Source organism: Stenotrophomonas sp. SMYL41, assembly GCF_036319965.1.
Classification (GTDB): Bacteria; Pseudomonadota; Gammaproteobacteria; order Xanthomonadales; family Xanthomonadaceae; genus Stenotrophomonas; species Stenotrophomonas maltophilia_R.
In genome coordinates this window covers 236,681-254,645 of record NZ_JAWIRX010000004.1, presented here as the reverse complement: position 1 = coordinate 254,645, position 17,965 = coordinate 236,681, and the positions used below count along the sequence as shown (strand labels likewise).

The 17,965-nt window shown below is 66.9% G+C and carries 14 protein-coding genes; 8 read left to right on the top strand and 6 right to left on the bottom strand.

Annotated elements, in window-relative coordinates:
• Positions 1 to 33 precede the first annotated feature (33 nt).
• The 5 genes from V3B30_RS07020 (at position 34) to V3B30_RS07000 (ending at position 7,420) form a co-directional block, all read left to right on the top strand.
• Entirely contained in the window at positions 34 to 2,457 is a 2,424-nt protein-coding gene (locus V3B30_RS07020; protein WP_262084523.1) for an EAL domain-containing protein, read from the top strand.
• A 109-nt stretch (positions 2,458 to 2,566) separates the two neighbouring features.
• Entirely contained in the window at positions 2,567 to 4,231 is a 1,665-nt protein-coding gene (locus V3B30_RS07015; protein WP_262084522.1) for a GGDEF domain-containing protein, read from the top strand.
• 34 nt (positions 4,232 to 4,265) lie between these two features.
• The gene (locus V3B30_RS07010) at positions 4,266 to 4,988 is read left to right on the top strand and encodes a pseudouridine synthase (RefSeq protein ID WP_005408708.1); all 723 of its coding nucleotides are present in this window, start codon (positions 4,266 to 4,268) and stop codon (positions 4,986 to 4,988) included.
• Positions 4,989 to 5,068: 80 nt separating this feature from the next.
• Positions 5,069 to 6,139, top strand: coding sequence for a sensor domain-containing diguanylate cyclase (locus V3B30_RS07005; RefSeq protein ID WP_262084521.1), 1,071 nt, complete (start codon positions 5,069 to 5,071; stop codon positions 6,137 to 6,139).
• A gap of 120 nt (positions 6,140 to 6,259) precedes the next feature.
• On the top strand, positions 6,260 to 7,420 hold the full coding sequence (locus V3B30_RS07000) for an AAA family ATPase (RefSeq protein ID WP_262084520.1): 1,161 nt from the start codon (positions 6,260 to 6,262) through the stop codon (positions 7,418 to 7,420).
• Between the two features lie 45 nt (positions 7,421 to 7,465).
• Here V3B30_RS07000 and V3B30_RS06995 read toward each other — a convergent pair whose 3' ends face one another.
• Genes V3B30_RS06995 through V3B30_RS06985 form a run of 3 tightly spaced genes read right to left on the bottom strand, consistent with a single transcriptional unit; the run spans position 7,466 to position 9,718 of the window.
• On the bottom strand, positions 7,466 to 8,413 hold the full coding sequence (locus tag V3B30_RS06995; RefSeq protein WP_100471731.1) for a DMT family transporter: 948 nt from the start codon (positions 8,411 to 8,413) through the stop codon (positions 7,466 to 7,468).
• A 34-nt stretch (positions 8,414 to 8,447) separates the two neighbouring features.
• The gene (locus tag V3B30_RS06990; RefSeq protein WP_262084519.1) at positions 8,448 to 9,278 is read right to left on the bottom strand and encodes a DUF72 domain-containing protein; all 831 of its coding nucleotides are present in this window, start codon (positions 9,276 to 9,278) and stop codon (positions 8,448 to 8,450) included.
• Positions 9,275 to 9,718 (bottom strand): VOC family protein, encoded by a 444-nt coding sequence (locus V3B30_RS06985; RefSeq protein WP_262084518.1) that lies wholly within the window; start codon positions 9,716 to 9,718, stop codon positions 9,275 to 9,277. Before V3B30_RS06985 ends, V3B30_RS06990 begins: the two co-directional genes overlap by 4 nt.
• Before the next feature lie 110 nt (positions 9,719 to 9,828).
• On the opposite strand from V3B30_RS06985, the gene V3B30_RS06980 reads away from it, so the two are divergent.
• The 3 genes from V3B30_RS06980 (at position 9,829) to agp (ending at position 14,539) form a co-directional block, all read left to right on the top strand.
• A complete protein-coding gene (locus tag V3B30_RS06980; RefSeq protein ID WP_262084517.1) occupies positions 9,829 to 11,391 on the top strand; it encodes a serine hydrolase in 1,563 nt (520 codons plus the stop codon).
• A 107-nt stretch (positions 11,392 to 11,498) separates the two neighbouring features.
• Positions 11,499 to 13,331 (top strand): multidrug efflux ABC transporter SmrA, encoded by a 1,833-nt coding sequence (smrA, locus tag V3B30_RS06975; RefSeq protein ID WP_060380982.1) that lies wholly within the window; start codon positions 11,499 to 11,501, stop codon positions 13,329 to 13,331.
• Positions 13,328 to 14,539 carry a bifunctional glucose-1-phosphatase/inositol phosphatase gene (agp, locus tag V3B30_RS06970; protein ID WP_262084516.1) on the top strand — a complete coding sequence of 404 codons (1,212 nt, stop codon included), beginning with the start codon at positions 13,328 to 13,330 and terminating at the stop codon, positions 14,537 to 14,539. The genes smrA and agp overlap by 4 nt, the downstream gene beginning before the upstream one ends.
• A 9-nt stretch (positions 14,540 to 14,548) precedes the next feature.
• On the opposite strand, the gene V3B30_RS06965 is transcribed toward agp, so the two are convergent.
• From V3B30_RS06965 to V3B30_RS06955, 3 genes are all read right to left on the bottom strand, one after another.
• Positions 14,549 to 15,547: a polysaccharide lyase gene (locus V3B30_RS06965; RefSeq protein WP_100475171.1), complete on the bottom strand. Its 999-nt coding sequence runs from the start codon at positions 15,545 to 15,547 to the stop codon at positions 14,549 to 14,551.
• A 195-nt stretch (positions 15,548 to 15,742) separates the two neighbouring features.
• Positions 15,743 to 16,060, bottom strand: coding sequence for a hypothetical protein (locus tag V3B30_RS06960; RefSeq protein ID WP_262084515.1), 318 nt, complete (start codon positions 16,058 to 16,060; stop codon positions 15,743 to 15,745).
• Positions 16,061 to 16,075: 15 nt separating this feature from the next.
• On the bottom strand, positions 16,076 to 17,884 hold the full coding sequence (locus V3B30_RS06955; RefSeq protein WP_100471737.1) for a DUF885 domain-containing protein: 1,809 nt from the start codon (positions 17,882 to 17,884) through the stop codon (positions 16,076 to 16,078).
• Positions 17,885 to 17,965 lie beyond the last annotated feature (81 nt).

The following is a 17,965-nucleotide window of genomic DNA, read 5'->3' as shown; positions in this document are numbered from 1 at the left end:
GTTGTCACCGCAGCACATTCGGGGGGATCCGGGATGGGTAGAAGTGGCACGGACCAGCAGAGCCGGCGGGTGCCGATGACCCGTGGGCTGGGATTGCGCTTTGCGTTGTTGACGGGCATGGCGATCGGGTTGGTTGCGCTGTCCGCATTGATCCAGGAACTGCAGGCGGCCTCCACCGCCTGGATTGCCGGCCAGGGCTACTGGTCACGGGGGCAGCAGGATGCGACCGCTGCGCTCAGCCGCTATCTTGCGCGCGGCGATGCGCAGGACCTGGACGATGCACGCAGGGCGCTGCAGGTGCCATTGGGTGATCTGCAGGCGCGGCTGGCGCTGGAACAGGGCGAGCCGGACGAAGCCAAAGCCAGGCAGGGATTCCTGCAGGGCGGCAATGCGCGCGCCGATATCCCGCGGCTGGTGTTCTCGTTCCGCTATGCACGCGACATCGGTGCCTTCCGCGAGGCGACCGCGCTGTGGCGGAAGACCGACGGTGACCTGATGGCCGTGCAGCGCCTGATCGATGAGTTGCAGCTGCGGCATGACGGTGGCCCGGTGCCGATCGCCGTACGTGACCAATACCTGCAACAGCTGCGCGACCTCGACCGGCGGATGCAGGTACAGAGCCAGGCGTTCTCGCAGGCGCTGTTGCGGATGGCGACGCTGGTGAGGCTGGCCACGTTGATGGTTGCGGGCCTGTCGGTGCTGGCGATCAGCCTGATGGCGGTCGCGCTGGCGCGGCGCGTGGGCAAGGATCTGACAGAACACGAGAGCCGTTTCCGCGCTGCGTTCTACCAGGCCAACGTTGGCATGCTCAAGCTCGATGCCGAAGGCAAGGTGGTCGAGGCCAACCAGGCGATGGCCGATATCCTCGATCACCGTCGTGACATGCTGCTGCAGCTGTCGCTGGGGGACCTGCTGATGGATGGCGAGCTGGTCATCGATGGGGTGGGGCGCATCGATTGGGACCGCCAGCTGCGACCGAGCGAACTGCGCTTCCGCCGTCGCGACGGCAGCCTGGTCTGGGGCCGCTGGAGTGGCACCGGCGTGCGCAGCACCGGCGGTGGCCTGTCGGTGTTCGCAATCATCGAGGACGTCAGCCAGAACCATGCATTGGCGCGCGAGATCGAGCACCACGCCAGCCATGATCCGCTGACCGGCCTGATCAACCGCCGGGAGATCGAGCGGCTGCTGGAACGCGCGCTGTTGCAGGTGCGCAGCGAGGGCGGCACGCACGCGCTGTGCTACATCAACCTGGACCATTTCAAGCTGGTCAACGACAGCTTCGGCCACGCCGCCGGCGACCAGATGCTGCGCAGCTTCGCCGACTACCTGGTGGCGGCAGTGCGCGATGGCGACTGGGTGGGCCGGCTGGGTGCGGACGAGTTCGCGGTGTTCCTTGCCCATGCCGGGCAGGACGAGGCCAAGCGCGTGCTGCAGCGGGTGATCCGCCACTTGGGCCAGGCCACGTTCCCGGTCAGCGAGGGCAGCCCGCAGTTGAGCTGCAGCATCGGCGTGGTCGAGGTCAGCGCCGAGGCACCGGATGTGAACTGGCTGATGAGCGCCGCCGACAGCGCCTGCTATGCGGCCAAGCAGGCCGGGCGCAACCGCGTGCACTGCTTCAACGAAAACCGCATGGCGCTGGAGGAACGGCGCCGGGAAGCCGAACGCCTGCAGGGCGTCAGCCTGGCCATGGCCGAGAACCGCATGGTGCTGTATGCGCAGCGCATTGCCCGCGTTGGCGATCCCGCGTACCTGCACTATGAGGTGCTGGTGCGCATGCGCGGCAGCGATGGCAGCCTGCACCTGCCGGGCCAGTTCATGCCGGCGGTGGAGCGTTATGGCATGGCCGTGGCGCTGGACCGGCATGTGCTGGGCCTGCTGTTCCGGCATCTGCAGGTGTGCCCGGCGCACGTCCGGCAGCTGGGCCTGTGCAACGTCAACGTCTCGGCGCAGTCGATCGCCGAGCCAGGCTTCCTCGCCTTCGTCTGCGACCTGCTGGAGCGCAACCGCGCAGTGGCCTCCAAGCTGTGCTTCGAAATCACCGAGACCGCTGCGATCAGCAACCTCAGCCAGGCGCGTGCCTTCATCGATGCGGTGAAGGCGCGTGGCTGCCGGATGGCGTTGGACGATTTCGGCTCCGGACTGTCCTCGTTTGGCTACCTGCGCCAGCTGCCGGCCGACATCCTGAAGATCGACGGTGCCTTCGTGCGCGACATGGATACCGATCCGGTCAGCCACGCCACCGTGCGCGCGATCAGTGAACTGGGGCGCGAACTGCAGATGGAGGTGGTGGCCGAATGGGTGGAGACCGCCGAAGTCGCCGCCGCGCTGACCCGGCTCGGCGTGCAGGGCCTGCAGGGCTATGCGGTCGAGCGGCCGCAGCCGCTGGAACGGATGACCCTGAGTGACCTGAGGCCGGTCCGCCTGGTGGCGGTGAAGGGGCCTCCGGCGGCTGGCTGAACGCCTGTCGGCGACTTTGGTCTACACGTGCGCTGCAGCCGCGGCTGCGATAATGCCCGGCAGGGGCGACGCGCAGCGGGCGCGGGCGTAAGCAGGAACAGGACGTGGCGTGGGCGGCAGGCAGTGGCAGTACGGAACAGGAGCGGTGCTGGTCGTGCTGCTGGTGTGGTTGGCAACGCCGTGGCCGCTGTGGGCCGCTGTGGCCGAAGCCGGGCGCGATTACCTGCTGGTCGGTGCAGCCACCGATGAACCCACCCCGCATCGCGGCTGCACGCCGGAGATGCTGCAGGGGCCACGGCAGCAGGTGCAGGTGGCCGCGCCCGCCGGCGGCTGGTCGGGCCAGCCGCAGGCACTGGACGTGTTCAATGTGTTCGCTGGCGAAGTGCGCGTGCAGCATGGGGATCGCGAAATCTGCGGCAACATGCATGATGCCCGTACCCGTGATTCACGGTTCCGCGCAGGCATCGGCCTGGTCGCGGTACCGCCGGCGGGCAGCCATGAACCATTCCTGGTGTCATGGCAGACGCCGCTGAAGGCGCGCTGGGTACCGACCCTGCGGTTGGGGGCGCCCAGCCCCGCACAGCAGAACGATACCGCTCGCCTGCTGGTGCGTGCGGCCTGCATCGCCGTGGCGATCGCATTGGCGTTGTCGGCGCTGATGGCCTTCCTCACTACCCGCGACCGCAGCTTCCTGGTCTACATCGCCGGTACCACCGTGCTGGTGCTGTGGCAGGCCATCCTTGGTGGCCTCAGCGGCTACCCGGAGCCGTGGCTGCCGGTGGGCGAGCGCGGTGCCTGGTGGCTGCTGGCATTGACCGCCGCGTCCCAGGCATTGGTGCTGCCGGCGCTGTGGCGTCTGAACGGCGGGGACCGCCTGCTGCCGCGTTCGCGCCCGGTGCAACTGCTGGCGCTATGGGGATTGCTGGTGCTGGCCGCATGGGTGCCCTGGCTGCAGTGGGACAGCCTGGGCTGGGTGGCGCAGGGCCTGCAGGTGTCCTACCTGCTGGGCTGTGGCCTGGCATTGATGGTCGGGGTGTGGGCGCGGCTGCGCGGTGACCGCTGGGCGCAGGCCGGGTTGGCGGCGCTGGCGCCGATGCTGGTGTTGATCCTGGCTGACGCCTGCCGCGCTGCGTGGTTGCTGGAGTACCGCGTGGAGGCGCTGCAGCTGTCGGTGACCTGGCTGCTGATGATGGCCGCCTATGCGCTGAACCAGCGGCTGGGCCGCCTGCGCCAGCAGCGCGATGAGCTGCGCCAGCTGGCCGAAACCGATGGCCTGACCGGGCTGCCCAACCGCCGTGCCGGGCTGCAGCAGCTGGCACGGCAGCTGGAACGGGTCGAACGCGAAGGTGGTCCGCTGGTGATCGGCTTCCTCGACATCGACCTGTTCAAGGACATCAATGACCGCCATGGCCACGCCGTAGGCGACCAGGTGCTGGTGGCGGTGGCACGTGCACTGCGTGCGGCGGTGCGCAGCCAGGACCAGGTGGTGCGGATGGGCGGCGAGGAGTTCCTGCTGCTGATGCCGGGCATGCCGCGCGAGGCGGCGTCGGCACGCCTGGATCGCCTGCGCCAGCACATCACCGAAGCGGGCCGGGCGCTGCAGGTGCCGGGCCTGGAGGTGACCGCCAGCATCGGCCTGGCGCAGTGGCGGCCGGGCGAGGACGACCTGGCTGCGCTGTTGCGCCGGGCTGACCACGCCATGTACGTGGCCAAGCGTGCGGGCCGCGACCGGGTGTTCGACGGTGAAGAACTCGATCCGCCGGCCCCGGCATGAAGCGCAGCGGGCGGCGATGCCGGATAATGGACCGATGACCACCCGACTCAACAAACATATCGCCGACACCGGCTTCTGCTCCCGCCGCGAGGCCGATCGCCTGATCGCTGCCCGCCGGGTCACCGTCAACGGCCATCCGGCCGGCACCGGCGCGGTGGTGGGCGAGGAAGACCAGGTGCTGGTCGACGGCCAGCCGCTGCGCGCGCGCGTGGCCCGCAAGCCTGGTGCCCGTCGCCACGTCTACATCGCGCTGAACAAGCCGGTCGGCGTCACCTGCACGACCGAGACGTCGGTCAAGGGCAACATCGTCGATTTCGTCGGCCACGAACAGCGCATTTTCCCGATCGGCCGCCTGGACAAGGAATCGGAGGGGCTGATCCTGATGACCAGCAACGGCGACATCGTCAACCAGATCCTGCGTGCCGAGAACGGCCACCAGAAGGAATACCTGGTGGCGGTGAACAAGCCGGTCACCGATGAATTCCTGCGCGGCATGGCCCGTGGCGTTCGCATCCACGACCAGATGACGCTGCCGTGCAAGACCTCGCGCATCGCCAAGTTCGGTTTCCGCATCACGCTGCAGCAGGGCCTGAACCGGCAGATCCGCCTGATGGCGGCTGAGTTCGGCTATCGGGTGACCCAGCTGCGCCGCGTGCGCATCGACAACATCAAGATTGGCGCGCTGAAGCCAGGCCAGTGGCGCAACCTGACCGAGCAGGAACTGCAGGGCCTGCTGCCGAAGCAGCTGGACTGGTAAACCGATAGGTGCAGAGCCGAGCATGGACCCGGTTCTGCATCAGCTAGACTCCGAAGTGACCTGCCGGAACCTGACGCTGCATGATCAAGCCCGACAAGCCTGCCAACGAAGCTCTTCGGCTCGAGGCGCTGTACCGCTACCGGATCCTTGATTCGCAGCGCGAGAAGTCATTCGACGACCTGGTGGCGATCGCCAGGGCGGTCTGCGGTACCTCGATGGCGGCGGTGACCCTGATCGACGTCGAACGGCAGTGGTTCAAATCGATCCAGGGTATCGACGCGGCGGAGAACCTGCGCAGCGAATCGATGTGTGGCCACGCCATCCTGCAGCCGCAGGAAATCATGGTGGTGGAGGATGCATTGCAGGACATCCGCTTCCACGACAACCCGGTGGTGACCGGCGACCCGCACATCCGCTTCTATGCCGGTGCACCCTTGATCAGTTCCGATGGCCTGCCACTGGGCACGCTGTGCGTATTCGATGCGCAACCGCAGCGCCTGCCCAGCGACAAGGCCGAAGCGCTGGCCGCGCTGTCGCGGCAGGTGATGCTGGTGATGGAACTGCGCCGCTTCGCGCTCGACATCCAGAAACACATGCTGGAGCGTGATGACTACGAGCGCCTGCTGTCGGAGTACCAGGACGTGCTGCTGGCGCAGAATGCCGACCTGGCCGAGCAGAGCCGCACCGATGCATTGACCGGCCTGCCGAACCGTCGCGCGATGGCGGCAGCGCTGGAAGAGGCGATGGCGGAGATCGATGGGCAACCTGGACTGGCCTGTGTCGCGCTGCTGGACATCGACCATTTCAAGCACATCAACGACTTCCAGGGCCACGCCACCGGCGACCGGGTGCTGGCCGAGCTGGGCGTGCTGCTGCGCTCGCACTTTGCCGGCCGTGGCATGGCCGCGCGCTATGGCGGCGAAGAGTTCGTGGCGGTGATGCCGGGCACCGACCTGCACACGGCCGAACTGCAGTGCGAGTTCCTGCGCCTGGCTGTGGCAGCCCTTCCGCTGGGATTTCCGGTCACGATCAGTATTGGTGTGGCCCAGCACCAGCCGGGTGAAAGCGTGGATGACACGCTGGCGCGCGCCGACAAGGCGCTGTACCGCGCCAAGGGCAATGGCCGCAACCGGGTGGAACGGGCGGGCTGAGCCCTGCATGCAGTAGATCCACGCCATGCGTGGATGCTTTTGCCGATTGGGTAACGCCGTGTCGCGGCCTGTGCGATTGCGCCCGGCGAATATGCCGTTCCTGTTCCAACGGACACAACCATGCTGCAGACCCTGGCCATCGCCCACTATCGCTCACTGCATGGGCTGGTACTGCCGCTGCAGCAGTTGAACGTAGTCACCGGCGACAACGGCAGTGGCAAGTCCAGCCTGTACCGCGCGCTGCGCCTGCTGGCGGAGACCGCACAGGGCGGCGTCGCGGCGGTACTGGCCCGCGAAGGCGGCCTCGCTTCGGCGCTGTGGGCGGGCCCGGAAAAAATGGACCGCCGGGTCACTGCCGGCGAAATCCCATTGCAGGGCGGCCCCCGACAGGAATCGGTGGGACTGAAGCTGGGCTTCACCACCGACGAATTCGGCTACGCCATCGATCTGGGCTACCCGCCGCCCAGCCGCTCCGCCTTCGCGCTGGACCCGCAGATCAAGGCCGAGGCGATCTGGGCGGGCCCGTTCCTGCGCAGCGCCAACCTGCTGGTCGACCGGCGCGGGGCGATGGTGCGGCAACGCCATGGGCGTGGCTGGGATCTGGTCGACGATCGCTTGTCACTGTTCGACAGCCTGTTCACCCAGGTGGGCGACCCGCAGCGCATGCCGGAAACCATCGCGCTGCGAGAGTACATCCGTCGCTGGCGCTTCTACGATCATTTCCGAAGTGATGCCGATGCTCCGGCGCGACAGCCGGCAATGGCCACACGCACGCCGGTGCTGCATCACGATGGTCGCGATCTGGCCGCAGCGTGGGTGACCATTCTCGAGATCGGAGATCCGGGCGCACTGGCGCGCAGTGTCGACGATGCGTTCCCGGGTGCCACGGTCAGCTTCGAGCCGCTGGATGGCCGGTTGGCATTGCGCTTCCACCAGCCGGGGCTGCTGCGGCCATTGTCGATGGCCGAACTCTCCGACGGCACGCTGCGCTTCCTGCTGCTGGCCGCTGCGCTGCACACGCCGCGTCCGCCGCCGCTGCTGGTGCTCAACGAGCCGGAGACCAGCCTGCATCCAGACCTGCTGCCGGCACTGGCGCGGCTGATCATCGCGGCCAGTGCACGCAGCCAGGTATGGGTGGTGTCACATGCCAGCCGACTGATCGCGGCGCTGGAACAGGCACCGGGTTGCCATTCGCTGCACCTGCACAAGGAACGGGGCCGCACATTGCTCAGCGGGCAGGGCCTGCTGGATGCCCCGGCATGGCATTGGCCGCAGCGTTGATACGGCGATCCACGCCCGATAGATCCACGCCATGCGTGGATGCACTCAATCGGCGATGTTGCGCGCCTCGGCCGTACCGAGGATCTCCGGGTGCTGCATCGGCTTGCGACGGTTCAGCAGTGGATGCAGGAATACGGCACCGACGATGATCGCCACGCCCAGGTAGAACCATGGGGTGACTTCGTGCTGCTCGCGCAGCAGCACCACCGCCAGCACCACCGCATAGACCGGCTCCAGGTTGGTCACCAGCTGCACCGTGTAGGCGCTCAGATGGCGCAGTGCGACCAGGGCCAGGGCGAACGGCAGCAGCGTGCAGAACCCGGCCAGCACCAGCAGCAGGATGCCGTCGTGCAGGTCCGGGACCACCCACAGCGGGCTGGCCAGCGCTGGCAGCAGGTACGGCATCAGCGGTGCCAGCAGGGTCAGGGTGAGGGTGCCCGCACCCAGTTCCAGTGCGGTGACCGTGAGCGGATCCGCATGGCTGACCATGCGCTTGTTGAGCGAGCCGAATACCGCCACCAGCAGCGCCGAGATCGCACCGATCAACACACCCAGGCGCATGCCATCGGGCACGCCACCGACCACCAGTGCGACACCCGGCAGCACGGCCAGGCCGAAGGCGAGTTCACGCAGCTGGAACGGCCGCTTGGCCACCCAGGGTTCGATGATCGAGGTGAACACTGGCGCCAGCGCGATGCAGGTGGCGGCTACCGAGGCATTGGCCAGCTTCACCGCACCGTAGAACGTCAGCCAGTGCAGCGCGACCAACGCGCCGATGCCGGCGTAGCCCGCCACCAGCCGCAGGGGCAGCGTGCGCAATCCACGCCAGACCCGCGGCAGCAGGGCCAGCATCGCCGTCACCAGCAGCATGCGCCACCACACCAGCGGCAGCGCCGGCAGGGTGATCAGCTTGCCGAGGATGGCGGTGACGCCCCACAGCAGGACACAGAAATGGATCTGCCACAGCGCTTTGCGGGTGTCGGGTGTGCTCATCGGCCTATTGTGAGGCAAGGCGATGACCGCAGCGCTATCCGCGTGAGGAATTGCTGGCCCCATCTACCCGCCGCTGCAGGGCCATCGCCGCGGCCGGGTTGCGTGCCTTGCCCGCGCCGATGCACAGCAGGTAGACCTCGCGCGGCTCTGACGGTGCCGGCCCGGACAGGCAGGGCAGGTCGTCCACCGGTTCGCCGCGTGACCAGTGGAGCGCGCGTTCGGCCCAGCGCTGCTGCACGGGTGCCGGCAAGCCCTCGTTCAAGCGGGCCTGGCTGCGCTTGATCCTGGCGTAGACGAAGCCGGCACTGACATCACCGTGCAGGGGCGCCTCGTCGCTGTCCTCGATCACCAGCGCGACATTGTGTCGGCGCGCGGCAGCGACCAGCGCCGGGCCATGTGCCTCGGCGTTGCGCACCTCCAGCGCGTGCTGCAGCGGAACGCCCTCCAGCTGATGCGGCAATTGCCCCATCAGAGCCCCGAGCGCTTCAGCATCGGCGGGGTGGCGCGGATCGAACTGCCACAGCAACGGGCCGAGCCGGTCACCGAGCGCGAGTGCCGCCTCAAGGAACGGTGCGGCGGCCTCCACCGTGCTGGACAGGTCGCGGCGCTGCACCAGGTAGCGCGGCGCCTTCATCGAGAAGCGGAAACCGTCGGGTGTCTGTGCGGCCCATTGTGCGCACTGGGCCGCCGTTGGCGTGCGATAGAACGTGCCGTTGATCTCGATGCAGCGCAGGGCGCGGCTGGCGTGGGCCAGTTCCTCGCGCTGCGGCAGGCCCGCTGGATAGAACACACCGCCGCGCCATTCGGGAAACACCCAGCCGCCGATGCCGCAGCGGATCGCCGCCTGGCTGGCAGTTGCGGTCATTGGCCGTGGTCCGCGCGCCACGGATCGTAGCTGCCGAACCACCACAGGTAGCCTTCCGGATCGGCGCAGGCATAGCCACGGCCGCCGTAGGCCTGGTCGGCGATGTCGATGACGATGCGCGCGCCGGCAGACTTGGCCCGGGCATAGTGCGCATCGACATCGGTGACGATCACGCAGGCACTCTGGGTCTGGCGTCCGCCGACCTCGTCCGGCATCACCGCCAGCTTGGACCATTCGCCACTACTGCTGCTCGAACCAAGCATGATCATGCCGTTGCCATATGTCAGCTGCGCATGGAACACGGTATCGCCGTCGGCATACACCGCCTGGACGTGAAAACCGAAGGCGCGCTGCAGCCAGTCGATGGCGGCCTGCGCGTCGCGGTAGCGCAGGCACGGAATGATGGTGGAGCCGCTGCTGGGTTGACCGTTCCCGCCCATGACACCCCTCCTATGGCACAGGGCAGGGTGCGCCGCGGACCGTTACCATCCCGCGAAACCCCGGTGACGGCCTGCACACGGCCGCTACCCCTGTTCGGAGATCGTGCTGGATGAAACCCTGGATCGGAGGTGCCGTGCTGTTGGCGTGCACGACCATGGCGAGCGCGGCGACCCCGCCGCCGCTGCAGGACCTGGATGCGACCGTCGAGCGCGTGCGCGCGCAGTTCGACGTGCCCGGCATCGCCGTGGCCGTGGTCAAGGACGGCCAGGTGGTGCTGGAGCGTGGCTGGGGCGTGCGCGAGCAGGGCAAGCCGGAGACGGTGCAGGCCGATACGCTGTTCGCGATCGCCTCCAACACCAAGGCGTTCACGGCTACCTCGCTGAACCTGCTGGCCGAGGACGGCAAGCTGAAGATGGACGACAAGGTGATCGATCACCTGCCGTCGTTCCGCATGTCCGATCCGTTCGTGACCGGGCAGATGACCATTCGTGACCTGTTGTCGCATCGCAGCGGGCTGAGCCTGGGCGCCGGTGACCTGCTGTTCTGGCCGACCACCTCCTACAGCAACGCCGAAGTGGTGCAGCGGCTGGGCAAGGTGCCGCTGAAGGGCGGTTTCCGCGAGAGCTACGCCTACGACAACATCCTGTACGCGGTCGCCCAGCAGGTGATCGAGCATGTCTCCGGCATGAGCTACCAGCAGTTCCTGCAGACCCGCATCTTCGACAAGGTGGGCATGGCCGGTACGCGCTACAACGCCGACCACCTCAAGCCCGGTGACAAGGCAGCGGTCGGCCACGCCAAGTACGATTTCAAGGACCTGCGCACCGTCGCGCCGTTGACCTGGTCGAACAATGCCGGCGCCGGTGGCATCTACTCCAGTGCGCACGACATGGCGCGCTGGATGCAGGTGCAGCTGGCCGAAGGCAAGCTGGCCGACGGCACTGTGCTGTTCAGTGAAAAGAGCCAGCAGCAGATGTGGCGGATGATCACCCCGCAGTCGATCCCGGCGCCGAGCGTGCCGGAGCTGGCACCGGCGCGGGCCAACTTTGCCGGCTACGGCGAAGGCTGGAGCCTGAGCGACTACCGTGGGCAGAAACTGGTCTGGCATACCGGTGGCTGGCCGGGCATGGTTTCGCGGCTGACCCTGGTGCCGGGCGAGAAGCTGGGCGTGGTGGTGCTGACCAACCAGGAAGTGGGCGCGGCGTTCAACGCGATCACCCTGAGCGTGCTGGATGCCTATCTGGGTGGCGAGAAGCACGACTGGGTGGACGCCTATGCCAAGGCCGTGGCCAAGGGCCAGGGCAAGGCCGACGAAGCCTGGGCCAAGCACCAGAGCGCGCGCGACAAGGGCAGCAAGCCATCGCTGGCACTGGCCGGCTACACCGGCACGTTCCGCGACCGCTGGTATGGCGACATGCAGGTCAGTGCCGAGGGCAGGGGCCTGCGCCTGCGCTTCATGAAGACTGCGCAGCTGAGCGGCCGCCTGGAGCACTGGCAGCACGATACCTTCATCGTGCGCTGGGATGACCGCTCGCTCAACGCCGATGCGTTCGTGAACTTCAGCCTGGACCCGGACGGCAAGGTGCGCGAGGTGCGCATGCAGCCGATCTCCGACCTGACCGATTTCAGCTTCGATTTCCAGGACCTGCTGTTCACCCCGGTCAAGGAGTGAGGGTAGTGCCGGCCGGCGGCCGGCACGACCGGAGCCGCGGCGATCATCGGCTGGCGTACACATCCGGCGTGGGATACTTCGCCGCTTGCAAGAGGCGAGGGAGTGCGATGTTCCGTTGGTTTGAATCCCTGATCCCGGTGTTCCCGCCCGTGGATGGACGCATGCCACCGCGCAAGGTGCTGCCGTTCTACCTGCACTACCTGCGCCCGGTGTGGCCGGTGCTGCTGGCGACCCTGATCGCTGGCCTGCTGCTGGCGCTGGTGGAAGTGGCGATGTTCGATTACCTGGGCCGCATCGTCGACATGGTCGCCGAGCAGCCGGGGGCCGATTTCTTCAAGCGCCACGCCAATGACCTGGGCTGGATGCTGTTCATCACGGTCATCGCGCGGCCGATCCTGGTCGGCCTGCACAACCTGCTGGTCAACCAGGCCATCGTGCCCGGACTGAGCAACCGCTCGCGCTGGCTGATGCACAACTACGTGGTGCGGCAGAGCCTGAGCTTCTTCCAGAACGACTTTGCCGGCAGCGTCGCCAACCGGGTGATGCAGACCGGTACATCGCTGCGCGAATCGGCCGTACAGATGGTCGATTCGCTCTGGTACATCGTGGTCTATACCGGCACCGCGCTGTACCTGTTCGCGCAGGCCGACTGGCGGCTGATGGTGCCGCTGATCCTGTGGCTGCTGGCCTATGCGGTGATCATGGTCTACTTCGTGCCGCGCGCGAAGGAACGGGCCTGGATCGCTTCCGAGGCACGTTCCAAGGCGATGGGCCGCATTGTCGATGGCTACACCAACATTCCCACGCTGAAGCTGTTCGCCCATGGCGGACGCGAGCAGGCCTACGTTGCCGAATCGATCCAGGAACTGGCGGTCAAGCACCGCGCGCAGACCCGGGTCACCACCGGCATGGACCTGACCATCGCCATCGTCAACGGCTTCCTGATCGCCGGTACCTGCGGGCTGGCGCTGTGGCTGTGGAATGGTGGCCACATCACCGTCGGCGCGATCACCCTGGCCACCGGCCTGGTGATCCGCATCCACAACATGTCCGGCTGGATCATGTGGACCATCAACGGCATCTTCGAGGACATCGGTACGGTGCAGGACGGCATCACCACCATCGCCCAGCCGCTGACCGTGCAGGACCGCGAGGATGCAGTGCCATTGCAGGTGACCCGTGGTGGCGTGCATTTCCAGGACATCCACTTCCACTATGGCAAGAAGGGCGGCGTGATCGCCGGCCTCGACCTGGTGGTGAAGCCCGGCGAGAAGATCGGCCTGGTGGGTCCTTCCGGTGCCGGCAAGTCGACCCTGGTCAACGTGCTGCTGCGCCTGTACGACCTGGAAAGCGGCCGCATCCTGATCGACGACCAGGACATTGCGTACGTCACCCAGGAAAGCCTGCGCCAGCAGATCGGCGTGGTCACCCAGGACACTTCGCTGCTGCATCGCTCGATCCGCGACAACCTGCTGTACGGCCGTCCCGACGCGACCGATGAGCAGTTGCGCGCAGCCGTAGCCAAGGCGCGTGCCGAAGCCTTCATCGATACGCTGGTGGACGGGCAGGGGCGTCGTGGCTACGACGCGCATGTCGGCGAGCGCGGCGTGAAGCTGTCCGGCGGCCAGCGCCAGCGCATCGCCATTGCCCGCGTACTGCTGAAGGACGCACCGATCCTGGTGCTGGACGAGGCGACCTCGGCGCTGGATTCGGAAGTGGAAGCGGCGATCCAGGACAGCCTGGACGAGCTGATGGGCGGCAAGACGGTGATCGCGATCGCGCACCGGTTGTCGACCATCGCGCGCATGGACCGGTTGGTGGTGATGGACCAGGGCCGCATCGTCGAGACCGGCACCCACGCCGAGCTGATTGCGGCCGGTGGCCTGTACGCGCGGTTGTGGGCGCGGCAGACCGGTGGTTTTGTGGCTGCCGATCAGTGATTGCGCTGCTGTTGGCGCTCAGCCTGGCGACCACGGCCGCAACTGCGGCGCCGGCACCCATGCAAGGCGACCAGCTCGAACAGGTGGTCCTGCTCAGCCGCCACAACCTGCGCGCGCCGGTGGTGGCATCGGGTGCGCTGGCCAATGCCACGCCAGAGCGCTGGCCAGGCTGGGACGTCGCCTCAGGCGAGCTGACCGCCAAGGGCGGCGTGCTGGAGGTCTACATGGGCCGCTACATCGGCCAGTGGCTGCGGCAGGCGCAGCTGCTGCCGCCGTCGGATTGCCCGCAGCCGGGTGACTTCCACGCCCACGCCAACAGCCTGCAGCGCACCCAGGCCACCGCGCAGTTCTTCGTTGCCGGTGCCTTCCCGGGCTGCCATGTTGCAATCGAGCAGCGCATGCCGCTGGGCACGATGGACCCGCTGTTCAATCCGGTGATCCACCGCGATGACGCGGCCTTCCGCGCACGTGCGGTGTCGGCGATGCAACAGGCACGGGCCGCATCGGATCTGGCACCGGCGTTGGCGGTGGTGGAGGCGATCACCCGCTATCCGCAGTCGGCGGCATGCATGGGGCGCAGCGACTGCCATCTAATGCTGGCCGACACGACCTTCAGTGCGGAACCGGGCAAGGAGCCACGCGCGTCCGGTTCGCTGGCCCTGGCCAGTGGACTGGTCGATGCCTTGTTGATGGAGCACTACCAGGGAAGCAGTACTTCGCGCGAAGGGTGGGGCCGCTTGAACACGGAAGGCCAATGGCAGGCGTTGGCGCAGATCCGCAACCGCTACCAGGACATCCTGTTCGGAACGCCCGAGGTGGCGCGGGACGTGGCCGCGCCGCTTCTGGCAAGAATAAACGCGCTGTTCGAAGATCCGGCGTCACCGAAGGTGAGCCTGCTGGTCGGCCACGATTCCAACATCGGTTCGGTGCTGGCGGCGTTGGGAATCAGCGACTACAGCCTGCCGGGCCAGTACGAGAAGACGCCGATCGGCGGCCTGCTGCAGTTCGAGCGCTGGCGTGATCGCCACAGCGGTGAGGAAAGGATCCGCCTGGCCTACGTCTACCCGACCACCGCGCAGCTGCGCGATGTGCTGCCTCTGACCAACGCGCAGCCGGCGGGCCGCGTCGCGCTTCGTGTGCCGGGGTGCGCGGCACAGGGCTGCACCGTCGCCGAGTTCCAACGTCTGCTGCATCCGGCAGCCCGCTGAGGTACGCCGCTAACGCAGCGGCGCGCGCACGATGCCATGCGTGGCCATCAGCGTAAGATCGCCGCCCAGCCGTGGCGAGTGGAACGGGCCGCGCGCATGCGCGACATCGAACAGGCCGCCATCCGGTGATCGCAACCGGTAGAACTCGACCCAGCCGCTGGCCTGCAGGGGCAGCTGTGCAACGCCGGTGTGTTCGTTGAACCATGCAGGGTCCTTGCTGCCTTCGATGACGCGGCGGGCAAGGCGGTCGATAGCGTGATCCCTGCTGGCGTACCAGTCCTGGCCGCGCAGCCGCGCCAGCTCAGCCATCATCACCAGCGGCGCCAATGCGTAATCGTGGTAGTGCAGGGCACGTTGCCCGCGCGCCATTTCCAGCGGCAGGCTGCCATCGTCCTGAATGTCATCGATGCCCTTCTGGAAGGCGGCGTGGCCGGCCTGCCACAAGGTCTCGTCACTCGTGGCCAGGCCGGTGGCCAGCACGCCCAGGCCGCCCCAGTAGTAGTGGTTGTTGCGGCGCCGTTTCGGATTGTCCCAATACGCCAGATTGGCCCGTGCCAGCTTCTGCAACCAGAGGTCGATGCGCTCGCGCTGCCGGGTATCAGCCTGGTCATGCACCTTCAGGTAGGCCATCGCTACCGCATCGAGCATCCACTGCCGCATGTAGAACGACTGGTTGTTGTTGACCCGGACCATCTGCCCGAGCATGGCGCCATCGTCGGCCCACGCACCCAGCCAGCTCAGGGTGCACTGTGCCGCTGCCGGGTCACCGTCGCGCAGGTAGTCGTCGCTCATGCGCGCCACGTCGGCGGCATAGCGGTCAAGAGGCGCGGTGGCGTCCTTGTTCTGCTGGTGCAGTACCGGGTCGATCACCGAACCGGCCTTGTCGGTGTAGTAGCCCACGGCCCGGATGTCGGGTTGCCCGGCCGGCGGCGACGGGCAGGCGGCGAAGGCCGTAGCGGCGGCCATTGCAGAGGAGAGCAAGCCAAGAACTAACACCAGGTGGCGCATTGGAGTCTGCGGGAACAGGGAGATGATGCGAACAATGCGCCCGCAGATGTTGTCCATGTGTGAGGCGGAGTAGGCCGAGCGGCGGGTATTCGGGACGGGCAGGCAGGAGTCAGCGAGCGGCAGGCGTCACGCCGCATTGAAATGCATGCCCTCACTGGCGCAATCCATGCTCCTGATTCAGCTACCCTCATGCCATCAATCCAGCGCGAGGTGCGGCTTGTGAGAATCACGGATTTTCTCGTAATGAACGGTGATGGTGACCGGATTCAGGCTGATCCGCATGGCAACAACGTGGCCTTCAACTGCTTCGATTGCGAGCACCCGATAGTGGCGGTCGCACTGGAGAACCAGAGAGGCAATGATGAAGAGCATCCAGCGGTCTGCCGCGGCTGTGGTGCAGAGTACTTTTTGGATCCACGGCAGGGTTCGAGCAAAATGTATATCCACATGCTCTGACTTGGGCAGCGCCGGAGAAAAAATGGCCCGGGTTTCCCCGGGCCATTCTGTTTTCAACTCACACCGGCTCAATCACTCGATCGGCTGGTCCAGCATCAGCTGGCGTGCGAAACGCACCGGCGGGGCGCCGTAGGACAGCACCTGGTCGTGGTACGCCTTCAGGTTGAATTTGTCGCCCAGCTTGTCCTGCACCGCCTTGCGGGTGTCGAAGTGTTCCTGCGCGCCGACGAAGTAGGTCGGCAGCTGCGCCGAGGTCAGCTGCGCGCGCACCCACTTGCCGGCGGCTTCGCTTTCCTGCTGGAACGCGTCGTGGGTCATCAGGTGCATCGCCTTCTCGCGATCCCAGTTGTCCACGTGCACGCCCTGGTCGAGGATCGCGTTGGAGATCGTGCGCAGGTAGAACTTCAGCTGCACCAGGTGGAACAGCGGGTCGTTGTTGAGGTAACCCTGCTCCTGCATCATGCGCTCGGTGTAGACCGCCCAGCCTTCGGCGAACAGGCCCGAACGCAGCACCGCACGCAGGGTGGAGGGGAACTTGGCCGAGTGCCAGCCTTCCAGGTAGTGGCCCGGGGTGCCCTCGTGGATGCTCAGCAGGTGGATCATGCGCGAGTTGTATTCACGCAGGAACGAGTCGACCTGCTTCTCGCTCCAGTTGTCCGGAATCGGCGACACGGCATAGAAGGTCTTCAGGTTCTTGTCCAGCGGGCCCGGCGAATCGCAGTAGGCCACGGCCACGCCACGCTGGAATTCCGGCATCAGGATGATGTCCACCGGCGCGTCGGGCAGCGTCATCAGATCATGCTCGCGCACGAATGCGGTGGACTGCTCCAGCGCGGCCTTGGCATCATCGACCACCTTGTCGCGTGCCGGCTTGTCGGCGTAGGCCAGTTCCAGCGCGGCCTCGATCGCCTTCTGCTGCTGCTCGTCGGTCGGCTGGGCCGGCATTTCCGGCGCACCCGGCTTGTCCTTCAGCACGGTCTGCGCGATGCCGTACATGTCTTCGCGCACGCGCTTGAGTTCGGCGCGGGCACGCTCACCGATCTCCTGGCGCGACAGCGAGGAGCTCAGTGCGAACTTCAGTTTCTGGTCGTATTTTTCCGCACCGATGCGGAAATCACCCTTGGCATTCGGCACCAGGGTCTTGTCCAGCCAGGCCTGCTGTTCGTCCACCGCCTTCTTCAGGCCGTCGATGGCGGCCTGCAGGCGCTGCTGGTCGGCCTGCGGCAGTTCACCGATGTGCGGGGTGATGAAGGTATCGACGATGCTGAGGATGCCCTTGTTCTGCTTGGCCACCGTCTCGGCATGGATCTTCGGCACGCGGGCCGGATCCAGGTTCTCGCGGGCCTGGGCGAAGATCGCCGGCAGCTTTTCCATGCGTGCGGTGGCCGACTTCAGGCGCTCCGGCAGCGGCGCGAACTCGCGCGCCATCAGGCCGTAGATCGCGCTACCGGCGATGCCGTTGTACAGCTGCGGGTCCCACTTGCCGGACTGCAGCACTTCGGCGTTCCAGATTTCCGACTGCAGCTGGTTGCGCAGGATCGCCGCGTCCACCTGGTTTTCGCGGCCGAGCTTGGCCACGTCGATCTTGTCCAGCTCGCCCAGCAGTGCCTTGTAGGCGGCCACGGTCTTCTGCTGGCCGGCGGCGCTCAGGTCGTCCAGCTCGCTGTCGTAGCGGTGGTCACCGATCTGGGTGGCGCTGACCGGGGACAGCTGCATCCAGGTGTCCAGGGCGCGCTTGGACAGGTCGGCGAAGGCGGCATCGACCGCCGCCTCACCGGCCTGCTGGCTGGCGGCCGGGGTGGAACCGTTGGTCGGGGCGTCGGCCGGCTGGCAACCGGCCAGGGCGGCGACCAGGGCGAGGGCAAGAAGATGCGGGCGCATCGGCGTTCCTGTACAGGGTCAAACCCCGAGCATAGGGCCCCGGGGCTGCTTTGTCCCCGTGCCATAGGATTACCATGGTGG